The following is a 15,517-nucleotide window of genomic DNA, read 5'->3' as shown; positions in this document are numbered from 1 at the left end:
TCTGAAACTTTACCCTGTAGCATTTTCTGTTTCCAGGCTTAAGACAGCCTGGACGACAAAAAACAAGTCAACAAGAGATGTAATAGAACTTAGTAAAATAGCAAATATGAAGAAATTAACCTGGTTAGCCGCTGTCCTAATGACAGGCAGCGCATTGACATTTATGGCATGTGACAAAGACGATCCGATTGAAACAACAACAAGCTATGCCGAATTGCCGCAGGCAGGTAAAAAGATGATTGAAACTCATTTTGGAGTAAACACAGTAGCCAGCGTTACGCGAAAAAACAATGCCGATACAGACGGTAGCCTCTATGAAGTCAGATTGACCAGCGGCATCGAGATCGACCTCGACAAAGATGGCAACTGGACCGATATCGACGGAAATAATCAAAAATTACCCGACGCATTAATTCCTTCACCCATATTGAGCTATGTCACCAAGCAATACCCTGCCCCCCTATTTATTGAAGGGATTGACAAAGAACCCTATGGTTACCAAATCGACTTGTCCAATGAGCTGGATTTAAAATTTAATACCGAGGGAGCTTTCATCGGTCTTGATGATTAAATGAAACTACAAAAAGGGACTTACCATACGATAAGTCCCTAACAAGTAAAAAAACTAAAAATTGCTTATTGACGATCCCATCCGCCACCTAAGGATCGGTATATGGCGACACTTGCTTTGAGCTGGTTGGCTTTCTTTTCCACCAGTTCAAATTTGGATTCCAGTGCATCGCGCTGTGTCAGCAACACCTCCATATAATCCGCCCGCGCATATTTAAACAGGTCATTGGAGATGTCTATGGATTCTTTGAGCGCATCCACCTCCTTGGTCTTGATTGCCAGCCCATTCTCCAGGTTTTTAATTTTGGAAAGCTGGTTGGCCACTTCGATGTAAGCCCCCAGTATGGTTTGCTCATAATGATATACCGCCTGCACCTGTCTTGCGTTGGCATTGTAATACGCCGCTTTGATCGCCCTCTTGTTGATCAGGGGAGCAGTCAGTTCGCCGACGAGTGAGGTCAGAAAAGACTCCGGTTTGATGAGGTAAGTCGGATCAAAAGCCTGCAAGCCCACACCGGCAGCAATATCCAGGGAAGGATAAAAACGTGCCTTCGCCGATTTGATATCCAGTTTGGAAGCCGCCAGTTCATATTCCGCCTGTTTGATATCCGGCCTATTTTCCAGCAGATCAGCAGGGATACCCGTATATACAGTCTGCGGAACAAGCTTATCAAACGCTTCGTGATCCCGTTGTACCGGCTGCGGAAACCGTCCCACCAGGTAGTTGATCCTATTTTCCGTTTCCGTTATCTGCTGCTGGATATCATACTGCATGCCCTGAGTCTTTAGGATCTGCGCCTCAAATCTTTTGATGGCAAGTTTATTGGACCGGGCATTCTTTTTAAGGTCATTGACCACCGTAAGTGCGTCATTTTGGATCTTCACATTCTCATTGATGACCAGCAGCTCATTATCCAGGGCCAGGAGCTCATAATACGCATCCGCAATTTCGGAGATCAGATGCGTCACCATAAAGTTTTTCCCTTCTACGCTGGCAAAATAGCGCTGCAGCTGTGCTTTGGTCGCATTGTGCAGTTTGCCCCAGATATCCGTTTCCCATTTTGCCTGTACACCGACGCCAAAATCAAACAGCGGCTCAGGCATTTCCCGTCCCGGTTCGATTTCCGTATTTTTCTCCATCGCGCCAATATTGGTATAGCGGCTCACTTTGTCCACACCGGCACCGACCTTTACCCCCACACTGGGTAAATATTCCCCCTTTTTGGCACTGACTTCATTTTTGGCCATCTCGATTTCCTGGAGCATAATATGGAGCTCCTGATTGTTGGCCAGTGCCAGACCAATCAGCTCCTGTAGATGCGGATCATTGAAATAACTGTTCCATCTGATTTTTCCGGTATTGACAGAGTCATTTTCAGCTACCCCATATTTCTCCGGCACTGTTCTGTTTTCGGCACGCTGTTGTATTTCCAGGGGTTTGCAGGCTGCAAAACCGAGCAAGAAAAGTGCGATACCCGTATATTGATATATTCTGTTCTTATTCATAGTGTATCATGTCTTCGCTTAAAGGTGAATCGTCTTCGGCCTGGATCATTTTTCTTCCGTCAGCCAATTTTGCAAAAATGTAATAGAGTCCGGGAATGACGATAACGCCAAAGACTGTTCCGACGAGCATACCGCCCAAGGCAGAAGCACCGATGGTATGGTTCCCGATGGCTCCGGCCCCACTCGCAAAGACCAGCGGCACGAGTCCGGCTATAAAAGCAAAGGAAGTCATCAGAATCGGTCTGAACCGTGCCCGTGAGCCCTCGATGGCTGCTTCCAGTATCGTGTCTCCGGCCTGACGGCGTTTGACGGCGAATTCAACGATCAGTACGGCATTTTTACCCAATAAACCAATGATCATGATCAAACCGACCTGGGCATAAATGTCGTTTTCCAGTCCCATGGCCTTCAATAGGAAGAAAGAGCCAAATACACCGACAGGAAGCGACAGCAATACCGCAAACGGAATAATAAAACTCTCGTATTGTGCGGCCAACACCAGGTAGACAAAAACCAATACAACCAAAAAGACATAAATCGCCTCATTTCCCCGTTGTGCCTCATCATAAGACAGTCCCTCCCAGGCCACTTTGTAGCCATGCGGCAAGGAAGCAAGGGCAGTCTCGTTGATCGCCTGAATGGCATCGGCCGTGGTATACCCATTGGCCGGCAGCCCGCGGATCGCAGCCGAGTTGTACATATTATAACGTGTGATCTCATTGGGGCCCTGCGTTTTTTTCAAGGTCATGAAGGCCGAATAAGGCACCATCTGATCATGGTCATTTTTGACATAGAGGTTCAAGATATCCGAAGGCAGCCTTCTGAATTCAGGTGATGACTGCACATACACTTTGAAAAATTGGCCAAAACGGATAAAGCCCTGTTCGTAGGTACTACCGATCAGGATATTGAGGTTGTCCATGGCCTTACCAATGGAGACCCCTTTTTGCATGGCGGCATTATTGTCAAACACCAATTCATATTGCGGGTAATTGGCAGCAAAAAAGGTGAACACACCTGTCAGCTCCTTGCGTTTTTTAAGTTCAGCAATAAAGGCTTTGTTGACTTTATCAAAATCCTGGTAGTCTGTGGTTCTATTCAAATCGAGTAAGCGCATGGAGAAACCTCCTGAGGAACCGAAACCAGGAACAGCCGGCGGTTCGAAAAACTCTACGGTTGCACCCAGATTTTTAGATTTTTCTTCCAGTTCCTCCATGATCTCTTTTACCGAATGCTCCCGTTCGCTCCAAGTCTTCAGGTTGATCAGACAAGTCCCGGCATTCGAACCCCGACCTTCGGTCATGATCTCATAACCGGCGAGGGAAGAGACCGACTCCACGCCGTCCACCCCCTGACAGATCTTCTGCAACTCGCGGGAAAGTTTATTGGTCTGTTCGAGCGTCGATCCCGGTGGCGTCTGAATAATGGCATAGATCGTCCCCTGATCCTCACTCGGTATAAAACCGCCCGGAAGCGTTCGGTTGATCAGGAACGTGCCCACACAAAACGCAATCAATATCCCCCAGGTGATGATCCTACGGCTGGCGATTTTTCGGAGAAAAGAAGCGTAAGAGCCGGTCACCCGATCGAAGGTACGGTTAAAGGTATCGAGCGCTTTGGTAAATAGATTTGATTTTTTAGGTTTCCCATGGTTATTTTTCAGCAACATGGCTGCAAGCACTGGCGTGAGTGTCAGTGCCACCACGGCCGATATCACAATGGAACTCGCCATGGTAATTGAAAACTGACGGTAGAACGTCCCCACGGGGCCTGTCATAAAAGAAATCGGAATAAATACCGCCACCATGACCGCCGTAATGGCGATGATCGCACCTGCAATTTCAGCCATCACTTCCTTGACGGCACTGTAAGGTGAGATCGCACTCTCCTCCATCTTGGCATGCACGGCTTCGATCACGACAATGGCATTGTCCACCACAATTCCGATCGCCAGAACGAGTGCAAACAGCGTGACCAAGTTGATCGACATGCCGAACCACTGGATGACAAAGAATGTACCTATTAACGACACTGGCACCGCAATGATCGGGATCAGGGTAGAGCGCCAGTCGCCAAGAAAAATAAACACCACAATGGCTACCAGGATAAAGGCATCGCGCAGGGTATGCATTACCTGTTCGATTGAGGCATCCAAAAACTGCGATACGTCATAGCTGATCTTATAGTCTATGCCCGGAGGGAAATTGCCCTTCATCTCTGCCAGCTTCGCTTTGACATCTTTGATGACATCATTGGCATTGCTACCATAATTCTGTTTGAGCACAATGGAAGCCGAAGGATGTCCGTCCAGATTGGAGTAGATATCAAAAAATTCACTGCCCAATTCGACTTTGCCGACATCTTTGAGTTTGATATTCTCCCCTTCCGAATTCGCGCGAACAATAATGTTTTCGTACTCTTCGGGTTGATTGTACTGTCCTTTATAGGTCAATACATACTCCAGGGATTGGGCGGCGATACCCGAGCTCTGTCCCAATCGACCCGGCCGGCCGATGATACTTTGCTCTCCGATCGCTTTCATCACCTCATCCACCGATAAGTTGTAGGCCCGCATACGGTCGGGATTTAACCAGATCCGCATGGCATAACGGCGGCTACCCAAGATCTGGGATTTGGCGATCCCGTGGATCCGGTTGATTTCGGGAATGATATTGACCGTGGCATAGTTGTACAGAAACTTTTCGTCCATACTTTTGCTGGTGCTGTACAAGTTGACATACATCAACATACTGGGCTGGATCGGATTGACGATCACCCCCTCCTTTTGCACCAATTCAGGCAGGAGGGGCATCACCTGATCCACCCTGGTTTTGACCAGCACCACCGCATCGTTGGGATCCGTTCCCGGATCAAAGATCACGTTGACGGTCGCCTCCCCGGCACTGGTTGCATCTGTAGCGATATAACGCATGCCCTGCACCCCATTGATGGCATTTTCTAAGGTAATCAGCGAAGATTTGACAAGTACATCCGCACTGGCGCCCGGATAGGCTATCGAAACCGCCACCGTGGTCGGTGCGATCTTCGGAAATTGTTCGGTAGGAAGCTGCTTGATCGCCAGTCCCCCGATAAATAGGATGACAACCGATATGACAATAGCAAATACCGGTCGATGAATTACTTTTTTAAACATAGTGCTGCGTTTTAATTACTCTGCATATAAATCCAGGTTTGACATGACTTTCTCCGGGGCCTGGTACCTCGCTTCAATGGTCTGATTTTCCTGTACCATGCGAAGACCGTTCAGCAGAATCTTTTCGTCCTTGTTCAGTCCCGAAGAGACAACGTAGATATGGGGCAGTTCGGCAGCAACCTTTATTTCCCTTGCTTTTACTTTATTATCTTTTGTGATGACATATACATATTTCTTTTCAAGCTCCTCAAATGTGGCTTTCTGCGGGATCATCATCGCATTCACATAAGGAGAAGTAATGACGATATTTCCCGTCTCCCCAAAGCGTAATAACCCCTTTGGATTTGGGAACGTGGCCCGATAGGCAATATTTCCGGTTTCATTATTGAAGTCCGATTCGATCGTTTCAACAATACCTTCCTGACCGAATTCCTTGCCGTTGGCCATGGTCAGGCGAACATGCAGGGGGCTGTTGTCCTTCTTGGCTTCCATCTGATTGAGGTATTCCACTTCCGGCACATTGAAGTATACCCACATTTTACTATTATCAGAGAGTTCGGTGATCAATTCTCCCTCGTCCACCAGGCTTCCTTTGCGCACATGTAGTTTACCGACGATACCCGAGAATGGGGCTGCGATATCCGTAAATTTAAGGTGGGTGTTCATCGACGTCAGTTCGGCCTTAGCTTTCTCATATTTTGCTTTGGCCATCTCAGTTTCCTGAGGTGCAACGATATCTTTTTCAGAGAGATTTTTGGTATTTTGATATTCGATTTCGGCATATTTGACCTCTGCTTTTGCGCGGTTGACATCGGATTCATAGAGGTTGGGCATAATTTTAAAGAGCGGCTGTCCTTTTTGTACAAACTGTCCTTCATCCACAAATATGGACTGGATGTAGCCCTTTTCCTGCGCACGCAGTTCAATATGGTTGATTGAGCGGATCTGGGCAACATAATCTTTATTGACAATGGTGTCTTTCACCAGGGGTGTTGTCACGTTGAAAACTGCGGCTTCCTTCTTTTCCTTTTTTTCAGACTGACAGCTCGTTGATAGCACAATAAAACACAGGCTGATATACATGAAGCTTTTCATGATCGTATATTTTTATAATAATTTTTGAAAAATTTGAACAATAGTGTGACCAGCTTCCAAAATAAATGAAAGCCATTTTGATATTCTTTTAAAAAAATTAGTTAAAAATCACAGCCTGAAGACACTGTAATGGATATAAAGGGCGTTTTTTAATGGGCTAAGATGCTCTGTATTGGCAAGCGAAACTGCGGTGCACGTATTGTGAAATTCGGGGTGGATGTAGGCGTTCAGATTTCCAAAACCCTCTTTGGCAAGCGCAAATAAATTAGTGGTATCCGAATCACTTCCTGTCTCGTCGTTTTCACCATCTTTCTCCGCGACAAAAGCTCTGAGTTTTTCATGGCGGTGGTGTTCACCTTTACGGATGACATCTACATCCTGTGCCTCAGTTTTTACCTGTCTGTTGTAATGTTCGACTGCATTCCGCTTGGCTGATGCAGGCTCATTTGACGCTGATGCATAATACCAGCCCAAACTGACAAGTATTGCACACAGAACGCTGAATAGATATTGATGGAATCTTCCTTGCATCGTTAAAGCAAATGTAATTAAACTTTAAAAAGGATGCAAGGAATTTGAATATAGAAGTTTTAAAGATTACAGGTTATTGTTACAAAGTATTTAAAATTAACCCATTAAAATTAAAATAATGATATTTAAATAGATCTAACGCGCTGATTCAGACACAATAAACAAAAGTCTGCTTGTATTTATGCCGCTACATAACAATCGAAACGCCTTTGGGAATACACATCAATCCTGCCCATTTCCGTAAAGGGCCTCTGAAAGAACCTGTAAGTAGCTATCCGCTTCTTCAAAACGTTTGAGTTCTATCTCATAAGATGCTGTCACAGGCTCAAGTGATGCTTCGCCTCCCTTAAAATCGACGTAAGCCATCACTGTATCACCGCCCCACATCCAGTCAAAGATCAATGCAAAACCGCTCTCGGTATAGCTGGCCAGTTGTTTAAAAAGAGCCAGCATTGGCAGTATTTCGTGATAGTTTTCGCTGAAATGGAGTGCTGCAAAAGTCCAGCGCTGATTTGTGTCATCGTATTGTTCCATAGCTCCGTAAGATGCTGTTCTGAGCAAATCATCCAAGACATCACGGATACACTGTTTTGAATAGGTAGGAATGGTTTCCAAGGCTAATTTATTATACATCTGGCGGCTTTCCCACCATTGCAACCAATTTTTATCAATGGCAGCCTGCATTGGTCTCGCTGCGAAAAAAGCGTTTAATCTTTCTCTTTCAATTTGAATGCTGATATAGAGCGTATCCAGTTCCATACATGTATTTAGATTATTCCATTACTATAAAAGTATTGCTTAAATTATGATAAGCTTTATACTTAAAATAAGCAAATACCGAACTCCAAATGAAAATAATGAAAATCAAGATATTTAACAACCAATGTCCAAAAAAATCAGTCTATCAGCTGACGCTTCGGATATAGACATCATTCGATCAAATAGATCAATGGCTGAACAAAGACCGGTGACCTATTTGGTCGAAAGGTGCAATGAGATGAGCATCGATAATAGAAATGCCAAGGATTAAAGTTCCGCGGTCAAAGTCGACTATGGCTTCAAAGTCGACGAATCGTAAATCAGGCAGGACAGATATAAATCAGTAAAAAAATATTCGATCTTAATATGCACATTTGCATGTAAACAACGTCGATTCAAACATGAAAAAATATATTATCGTATTCAGTCTTTCGCTACTCACGTTAACTGTCGCTGCGCAGAAAAGAAGAAAAAAGCAGGTACCCCCACCAAAGGAGTTTATCCCTGTCGTTAAACCAGACTATATTACCAACGGTTCGGCCGCAGATGCCCTCTCTGTGCCGATGCCCACAACCAGCTCTGTTCCTATCCTTTACACAATCGCCCCCGTTCCTATCCATGCCACAACCATCGAAGGAAAAGAAATGCGTTTCAAGAATATCGAAGAACTGACGACGACAGACTTATCGAAACTGAAAGAACTGTCATTTCGATCGGTGGGTAGCGGCAAGTCTATCGACAGCGGCATTTTGCAGCAAATCATTGAACGTGCTACGCAACTGGAAATACTAGGTATTGACAATTTCGAGTTAGCTGTTTTTCCTGAAATCAAGACAGCTCATCATCACCTAAAGAAACTGGCACTACGAAAAAACAAGCTAACATCACTGCCAGCAAGCATTTCCAATCTTACCGCGTTAACAGCTTTCGACTGTGACAACCCTCTTGCCGAACTGCCGCCATCATTCACACAACTCAAAAACTTAGAAGAACTTGGACTGTACAACCACCTATTTACAGCCTTTCCAGCAGAAATCTTTAGCCTGAGCCAACTTTCCATATTATATCTATCGGGCAATTACAAAAGTGAAACGAAACTGAAGGAACTACCTGACCTGTTTCAGCAACTGCCGGAACTAAAAGAGCTGGGTATACAAAATGCAGAACTTTCTTCATTGCCCAGATCTATCGCGACATTAAAAAAATTGGATCACGCAAATTTTTCCAACAATCAATTTAAGTCGTTTCCCGAAGTACTTGCTACAAATCCCAAGCTGGTCTATGTTCCCTTTGACGATAATCCCCTGCAATGGGAACCATTCCTGGCCTCTATCAAAAAAATACAATGGCGAGGACTGTTCTTCCTGTACGAAACAGGATTTACCAAAAAACAGTACGAACAGCTTCAGAAGATCCTGAGCAAAATCGATGTGTATTACGACGGCATGAATGACTAAGATTTAGCGCCTCTTTGGGCAGTCTGGCCGCAAGTCAAACGGCCAATAATCTGATATGATGATCAATAGCGATGAATAACTCAAACGAAAGTTATCTAAAAGAGACAAGGAAATTGTACGACAAAATTACGTACAAATTTCTGATGCCAGTGCTATATATTGTATTCCTGTGCGTCAGTCCGCCACCTGTTCTTATCTTTACGATAGTCTTATCCCCGCTGCTGTTTATACTGTTTTTTAACCGTAAACTCTTCAGTAAGAAGTTCGCTATTTTTTCGTTTGTGATCTTTTTGACCGGATCAACTATCTATTCCTGCTTACCGTGGTTTCAATACCGGAGCTTTCTTTTTTTTCATCCCAGCTGGACGGAAGCAGAGGGCAGAATTATTGATTATAAAATCCGCTGGACGCCAACGACAAAGCACTCCGCAGCTTCATCTACCGCATCCATTACCTACACGTACAGGGTCGGGGACAAAGAGCAGCGAGTTTACGCTTCGGAGGCAACCCGCCGTTACTCCAATAACTTATGGAATACAGACGGCGATATCGAAGGCCATAATTTAGCACTGGACAAGCAGATAAAGGAGTACATCAACGCTAAAAATTATAAAATACTGATCAATAGAACAGATGATTCCAGACTATTTATTCCTTTGGATTATTTTAGCTTTTGGGTCGCTCTCCCCCTTCAGATTATCCTCATGCTTCTAAAAATCATCGTAGCATTGGCCATTATTATTTCGCTGCCTTATATCTATGCATATGTACTTGAGCGGATAAAGGAAAATCAGCGAAGGAAATATTGATGCCTCCGGTTGATCCCAACACGACTATCTAAGTCTAATTTTCTATCGATTCAAAAACTTAGCATAATTTCCTATATTTATGCGATGCTCCAAGAGCTCCTGTTATGTCAATTTCTTAATACATATTAAATCACTTGGAAAATTTGCAGAGATCGCTACCTTATGATATTGAATCGCTCTTTCAGCAGTATTACAAACAGCTCTGTCTGTTTGCAAATAATATCCTTCATGACGAAGCACAGGCTGAGGATGTTGTACAGAGCTTTTTTGCCGGACTTTGCGAAGGGCGCAATACCCTGCCCCAGGAGGAGCATGCCCGAAAAGGCTATCTCTTTATCGCCATCCGAAATAATTGCCTCAAACAGATCCGGAGCGAAAAAGTAAAAAGCAAATACTTCGATCAACTCGATAAGGACATGATCGAAGAACAGACGATCATGGATGCCATGATGCAGGCAGAAGTTATCAACCAGCTGATGGAAGCGATCAACCAATTACCGCAGGGCTGCAAGCAGGTGCTGCACATGGCAATTTTTGAGAAGCTCTCTAACGATGAAATCGCCAACAACTTGACCATTTCCATTAATACCGTCAAAAGCCAGAAAAAAAGAGCGATACAGCTCCTACGCACGCGGTTGGATAGCCGCATGCTAGCGCTCCTATTATTTTTACTTCCTGACTAATAATATTTTACGATTCTTTCTATTTTTCCTTCCATCCTTTTGCAGTCTTTGTGGCTCTTTTAATCAAACAGCCGATTGAAGAACATGAAGGACCACCAATTTATACTCGTAGATTACTTAGTAAAGCATTTTAGCGGAACACTAAGTCAAACAGATCTGCAGTCTCTCCAAAAGATCTTTGAAGATGATCCTACCCTGCGCGATCAATGGGAGCAATCCATCAGCCGGGGAGTCAAATCAAGTGATGCCCAGTTTTGGAGTAACCTGGACCTTGATCGGGCAAGAACAAAGATCTTAAACTACGAGCCGACCAGGGCAGCAATTCGGTCCGTAGGCAATGGCCGCCTACGAAACCTAAAAATCTATGTGGGCTTGGCCGCCAGCCTGCTCCTTATTATTGGTGCCGCACTGTTCCTGCATAAAACACAGCAGGATAAACAGATTGTCGCCGATCAGGTGTATCATTATAAAAATGACGTTTTACCGGGTGGACAGAAAGCCACACTCACCCTTTCCAACGGTAAGATTGTAGAACTTTCGCAAGAGCAGGCTACCCTGCAGGAACAACATGGTGAACAGCTCCGGATTACCGATGGACAACTGCACTATAAACCCAACAGTGCGCAGGCAGAACTTGCTACGCTAAAAAATACATTGACAGTCCCTGCATCCGGGTTCTATCGCATGGTACTGCCCGATGGCACCAAAGTCTGGGTCAATTCAGCTTCTGAACTGAGCTATCCGCTAGCCTTCGGCAAATCAGTCCGCAAAGTAGAACTACGCGGAGAAGCTTATTTTGAAGTGGCCCATGAAAAAAATCGACCTTTTATTGTCACCACTGCTCATGGTGATATTAAAGTATTGGGGACAGCTTTCAACCTAAGAGCATACAACAGTGCATCATCCAATGTCACCCTGATCAATGGCAGCATCCAGCTGACCAATACCAATAAAACGACAAAACAGGTCGTTCCTGGACAAAAAGTTGAATTCAATGGCAACGACATGCGTGTCACACGGGCAAATATTGAAAAGGAAATTGCCTGGCAGCAGGGCTACTTTTACTTCGAGCACGACCAGATCCAGGATATTATGGAACAGCTGTCAAGATGGTATGATATCCAAGTCATTTATCAGGGGCCCATCACCAAGAAAACCTTTGGGGGCAGCATCAGCCGAAGCGTGAGCCTGGCCGAGGCATTGGAATTGATAAAACGTGGCGCTGGTGTTGAATTCGCCATCGACAAGAAAACCGTCACCGTCAAAAACAAAAACAAGTAAGACAACCAATTATTAAAGGAGGACCTATTTATGATTTAGAGATTTACGTAACCAAACTTAGTGGTACCGCGTCAGTCGATGCTAATTAAAGGTATCTGAGTACCTGAATGAAAAACAAAAAAACCAATCTTATTGCTGAATATATGAATTACTTTATCAAATGTAAAGATTACCTGTTCGGGAGTCGTATGTCCGAACCTAGCTTTGCACCCCTCATTTCAAAAAAAGTCAAAGCAACCCTATTTCTTGGTTTACTATTTACTTATGGTGTATACGGTAAAACAGAAGCCCAGCAGGTCACTATGCGTGTCAACAAAGGCGACCTGAAAACGATCTTTCTGGAAATCAAGAAACAAACCGGCTATCATTTCTTTTATGATGAAAGTCTCTTTAACGATCTAAGAAAGGTGAACGTCAACGTCTCCAACCAAAAGCTGGAAAACGTACTCAAAGAACTTTCGGACGAGCTGCCGCTTCAGTTTGAAATGCACAAGAAGCATATTATCGTCCTGCCAAGTGCGCCAAAAAATACCGTTCAGGCCCAACAACAATACACTATTAAAGGCAAGTTGATTGCCCAAAAAGACGGCGTCCCCATTGAAAATGCAACAATCAGTTTAAACGGAACGAATACCGGAACATCCTCTGATAGCAACGGAAACTTTACGCTAAAATCCACACTATCAGAAGGTAGCTTGACGATCTCCCACCTTTCCTTCAATTCACAGACTGTCAAATTTAACAGTGCTACGGCTGGCAGCTTAACCGTATCCCTAGTAGAAAATGACAGCGCTTTGGAAGAAGTTGTTGTTGTGGGCTTCGGTACACAAAAGAAGGTCAACTTAACAGGGGCTATTTCACATGTCGGCAAAGAAGCTTTTGAGAATCGTCCGGTCGCCAATATCGGGCAGGCTTTACAGGGCCTCGTCCCCAACCTGAACATTACCTTTGGCAATGGTTCGCCAAACAGTACACCGGGGTTTAACCTGAGAGGCGGTACGTCCATGAGTTATAATACGAATACAAAAGTTTTTGAATCCGTCAATGGCGACCCCTTGGTGATCATCGATGGTGTCGAGAGCTCCACAGGTGCCCTGAATCAGCTCAACCCGAATGATATCATGGACATGTCTTTTATCAAAGATGCCTCTGCAGCTGCAATCTATGGTACAAAAGCAGCCTATGGCGTCATCCTAGTCCGCACCAAACGTGGGGAGTTCAATCAAAAAGGCAGGATAGCCTACAACTTCGATTCAAACTTTGATACGCCTTCTGGCCTTCCTGACATCCTCAACGCCTATGAGATCCAAAAATCGGGTATGGACCGAACACTATGGACAAATGGTAAACCCAACACATCGGATGAAAAAAGGCTGGAAATGATCCAAAAGTATATGGATAATCCAACGCCTGAAAATGCTTGGTATCAGGAGGGAAACAACATCATTTGGGTAGCCAATGTCAATCCATTTGAGGAAGCGGTCAAAAAATGGACCCCGATGCAAAAACATACGCTTAACCTCAGCGGTGGTGCCGAATCCATTAACTACTATATTTCCGGAGGCTTACAGAATCAATCGGGTATGTATAAGATCAACACCGATAAATTGAAACGCTACAATGCCCTGATGAATATCAATGCCAAAGTGAATAGCTGGTTCAGCGTTTTTGGGAAAATAGGTTTTGACCAGACCAATTTCAACAGCCCTTATATTGTTGGCGGAAAGGGAAGCATCTGGTCTGCCATGATGGGCGAGACAAACAAAAACATCAATATGCCCATCCAAACGGGGCCAAATGATCCTTTGCCCAATACCTATACCGATAACATTCTTGCCTGGTTGAGTTATGGTGCTAACAACCAGTCCACGGACAGAAGGGTTTCCTTATTGATCTCACCCGAATTTACCCTCATACCCAATACGCTGAAACTTAAGGCCGACCTGAGCTATCAACCGCAATCGTATAGCCTGAATCGGTATAGTCCAAAATTCAACCAAATAATAGATTCCTGGAAGTATTCCTCCCAACAAGCCGACGCAGGAGAAAATCAGGCTTATTTTGATAACAACAACACCAATAAATATTTGGTTAATATCTATGCTGATTACAAAAAGACCTGGGCCGAGAAACATAATTTTTCCACTGTCGTGGGATATAATCAGGAACAGACAAAATTTAATCAGATCACCAATAAATTCCGGAAACTGATCTCAGCAGATATACAAAATCCTGATGCTGCAGAGGATCCATCTTTGCATACCGTATCCCGAAATGCATATACGCTTGCCGGCCGTGCCGTATTCGGACGGGTGAACTACAACTATGCCGAAAAGTATTTCTTTGAGAGCAATCTGCGTTATGATGGTAGTTCCAAATTTACAAAGAATGATCGGTTTGTTACCTTTCCATCTTTCTCTGCTGGCTGGCGGATCTCGCAGGAGGGTTTTATGGAAGGTACAAGAAACTGGCTCAACGAACTTAAGCTGCGCGGAAGCTGGGGAAAATTAGGCAATCAGCCTTCCTCCATCTATCCTTATCAGGCAACAATGGAAACAGGAAAAGCTCCTTATCTGATCAATGGGGAACAGATCGTCTATATCAATCCGCCTGGCCTAGTTTCCCCTTATCTGACTTTCGAAAAGGCCAGAACCTGGAACATTGGTTTAGATGGTACATTTCTCAAAAACAGACTCGATGTTACCTTTGAGTATTACAACAGAAAGACCACGGATATCCTGACTGATGGCAGTGCCGCGTTCCCATCCGTTTTGGGTACGGTTGCACCTTTGGAAAATTCAGGGATACTGGAGACAAAAGGATTCGAACTTTCTTTCCTTTGGAAGCAGACGATTAACAATGAGCTCCGCTATCGTGTCGGTCTTAACCTCTCCGACTACCTGACCAAGGTACAGCATTATGCTTCTAATACGACCATGATGATTGTCAATCAATCAAACAGAGAAGTGATGTATGATGGGAAAACCGTTGGCGAAATATGGGGATACCGTACCGGCGGGATACTGCAGGAAAGTGATTTTGCCGGCAAAAATCCACTCAATGGCAACTGGATTTACAATGGTGCTTATCAGGGAACGGTATTTCCAGGCTATATCTGGTACCAGGATCTGGGCGGACCTGAGGGAATTCCGGACGGTAAAATAGATGCTGGTTTGAATACGCTGGCAAATCCGGGTGACCGTGTCGTCATCGGAAATTCCACACCACGTTATCGGTTTGGGATCACTGGAAATGTGCAGTACAAAAATTTCGATCTTGATTTCCTATTCCAGGGCGTACTGAAACGTGATATCTGGACTGGCTTATCGTCCTATTGGGGCGGTGGCGCTGGCTCAAAATGGATGTACGAAAGATCCTGGACTCCGGATCGTACCGATGCCGAATTTCCCATGTATGGCCTTTCGGTCGACGTTCAGGACCGATATCTGATCAACGGTGCCTACCTCAGACTCAAACAAGCCGTATTAGGCTATACCCTGCCTAAAGAGCTGACCAAACGATTTGGCGTCGAGCGGTTACGCTTCACACTGGCCGGTTACAATATCTTTGAAGTGACTAAAATACCAACAATTTTTGACGTCGACCAGATATCCGCCGATTATCCGCAAAAGAGATCCATTGCTTTTGGTGCCCAAATTGTCTTCTAACTAA

12 protein-coding genes are annotated in these 15,517 nt (G+C 44.6%); 7 read left to right on the top strand and 5 right to left on the bottom strand.

The genetic code is table 11. From position 1 onward, the window contains the following. Nucleotides 1–106 precede the first annotated feature (106 nt). Complete coding sequence (locus DCO56_RS20450; RefSeq protein ID WP_108635607.1) at nucleotides 107–571, top strand: PepSY-like domain-containing protein; 465 nt, start codon at nucleotides 107–109, stop codon at nucleotides 569–571. Between the two features lie 65 nt (nucleotides 572–636). Here DCO56_RS20450 and DCO56_RS20445 read toward each other — a convergent pair whose 3' ends face one another. The 5 genes from DCO56_RS20445 to DCO56_RS20425 form a co-directional block, all read right to left on the bottom strand. After that, nucleotides 637–2,076 carry a TolC family protein gene (locus tag DCO56_RS20445; RefSeq protein WP_108635606.1) on the bottom strand — a complete coding sequence of 480 codons (1,440 nt, stop codon included), beginning with the start codon at nucleotides 2,074–2,076 and terminating at the stop codon, nucleotides 637–639. Then, entirely contained in the window at nucleotides 2,069–5,230 is a 3,162-nt protein-coding gene (locus tag DCO56_RS20440; RefSeq protein WP_108635605.1) for an efflux RND transporter permease subunit, read from the bottom strand. Before DCO56_RS20440 ends, DCO56_RS20445 begins: the two co-directional genes overlap by 8 nt. A 15-nt stretch (nucleotides 5,231–5,245) precedes the next feature. Then, a complete protein-coding gene (locus tag DCO56_RS20435) occupies nucleotides 5,246–6,325 on the bottom strand; it encodes an efflux RND transporter periplasmic adaptor subunit (protein WP_108635604.1) in 1,080 nt (359 codons plus the stop codon). Nucleotides 6,326–6,433: 108 nt separating this feature from the next. Beyond that, the gene (locus DCO56_RS20430) at nucleotides 6,434–6,856 is read right to left on the bottom strand and encodes a hypothetical protein (RefSeq protein ID WP_108635603.1); all 423 of its coding nucleotides are present in this window, start codon (nucleotides 6,854–6,856) and stop codon (nucleotides 6,434–6,436) included. A 222-nt stretch (nucleotides 6,857–7,078) separates the two neighbouring features. Further along, nucleotides 7,079–7,615: a hypothetical protein gene (locus tag DCO56_RS20425; protein ID WP_108635602.1), complete on the bottom strand. Its 537-nt coding sequence runs from the start codon at nucleotides 7,613–7,615 to the stop codon at nucleotides 7,079–7,081. A 124-nt stretch (nucleotides 7,616–7,739) separates the two neighbouring features. Between DCO56_RS20425 and DCO56_RS29350 the strand changes: the two genes are divergently transcribed. The 6 genes from DCO56_RS29350 to DCO56_RS20400 all read left to right on the top strand — a co-directional run bounded on the left by DCO56_RS29350 (nucleotide 7,740) and on the right by DCO56_RS20400 (nucleotide 15,513). After that, nucleotides 7,740–7,886 carry a hypothetical protein gene (locus tag DCO56_RS29350; RefSeq protein WP_181390629.1) on the top strand — a complete coding sequence of 49 codons (147 nt, stop codon included), beginning with the start codon at nucleotides 7,740–7,742 and terminating at the stop codon, nucleotides 7,884–7,886. Nucleotides 7,887–8,016: 130 nt separating this feature from the next. Then, the gene (locus tag DCO56_RS20420) at nucleotides 8,017–9,072 is read left to right on the top strand and encodes a leucine-rich repeat domain-containing protein (RefSeq protein WP_108635601.1); all 1,056 of its coding nucleotides are present in this window, start codon (nucleotides 8,017–8,019) and stop codon (nucleotides 9,070–9,072) included. Nucleotides 9,073–9,143: 71 nt separating this feature from the next. After that, nucleotides 9,144–9,881 (top strand): hypothetical protein, encoded by a 738-nt coding sequence (locus tag DCO56_RS20415; protein WP_146191102.1) that lies wholly within the window; start codon nucleotides 9,144–9,146, stop codon nucleotides 9,879–9,881. A 134-nt stretch (nucleotides 9,882–10,015) separates the two neighbouring features. Then, entirely contained in the window at nucleotides 10,016–10,564 is a 549-nt protein-coding gene (locus DCO56_RS20410; RefSeq protein ID WP_165308548.1) for an RNA polymerase sigma-70 factor, read from the top strand. 84 nt (nucleotides 10,565–10,648) lie between these two features. Further along, the gene (locus tag DCO56_RS20405; RefSeq protein ID WP_108635598.1) at nucleotides 10,649–11,845 is read left to right on the top strand and encodes a FecR family protein; all 1,197 of its coding nucleotides are present in this window, start codon (nucleotides 10,649–10,651) and stop codon (nucleotides 11,843–11,845) included. Nucleotides 11,846–11,952: 107 nt separating this feature from the next. Beyond that, nucleotides 11,953–15,513: a TonB-dependent receptor gene (locus tag DCO56_RS20400; RefSeq protein WP_108635597.1), complete on the top strand. Its 3,561-nt coding sequence runs from the start codon at nucleotides 11,953–11,955 to the stop codon at nucleotides 15,511–15,513. Nucleotides 15,514–15,517: the final 4 nt, after the last annotated feature.

The organism is Sphingobacterium athyrii (assembly GCF_003071065.1).
Classification (GTDB): Bacteria; Bacteroidota; Bacteroidia; order Sphingobacteriales; family Sphingobacteriaceae; genus Sphingobacterium; species Sphingobacterium athyrii.
Note: the sequence above shows the minus strand (reverse complement) of the source record. Positions and strands in the feature narration are given on the sequence as shown.

Bases quoted from the DNA above. Each gene is read 5' to 3' on its own strand.
- DCO56_RS29350 (WP_181390629.1), top strand. From the start codon at position 7,740: ATGTCCAAAAAAATCAGTCTATCAGCTGACGCTTCGGATATAGACATC.
- DCO56_RS20450 (WP_108635607.1), top strand. From the start codon at position 107: ATGAAGAAATTAACCTGGTTAGCCGCTGTCCTAATGACAGGCAGCGCA.
- DCO56_RS20420 (WP_108635601.1), top strand. From the start codon at position 8,017: ATGAAAAAATATATTATCGTATTCAGTCTTTCGCTACTCACGTTAACT.
- DCO56_RS20425 (WP_108635602.1), bottom strand. From the start codon at position 7,615: ATGGAACTGGATACGCTCTATATCAGCATTCAAATTGAAAGAGAAAGA.
- DCO56_RS20435 (WP_108635604.1), bottom strand. From the start codon at position 6,325: ATGAAAAGCTTCATGTATATCAGCCTGTGTTTTATTGTGCTATCAACG.
- DCO56_RS20415 (WP_146191102.1), top strand. From the start codon at position 9,144: ATGAATAACTCAAACGAAAGTTATCTAAAAGAGACAAGGAAATTGTAC.
- DCO56_RS20430 (WP_108635603.1), bottom strand. From the start codon at position 6,856: ATGCAAGGAAGATTCCATCAATATCTATTCAGCGTTCTGTGTGCAATA.
- DCO56_RS20400 (WP_108635597.1), top strand. From the start codon at position 11,953: ATGAAAAACAAAAAAACCAATCTTATTGCTGAATATATGAATTACTTT.
- DCO56_RS20440 (WP_108635605.1), bottom strand. From the start codon at position 5,230: ATGTTTAAAAAAGTAATTCATCGACCGGTATTTGCTATTGTCATATCG.
- DCO56_RS20445 (WP_108635606.1), bottom strand. From the start codon at position 2,076: ATGAATAAGAACAGAATATATCAATATACGGGTATCGCACTTTTCTTG.
- DCO56_RS20405 (WP_108635598.1), top strand. From the start codon at position 10,649: ATGAAGGACCACCAATTTATACTCGTAGATTACTTAGTAAAGCATTTT.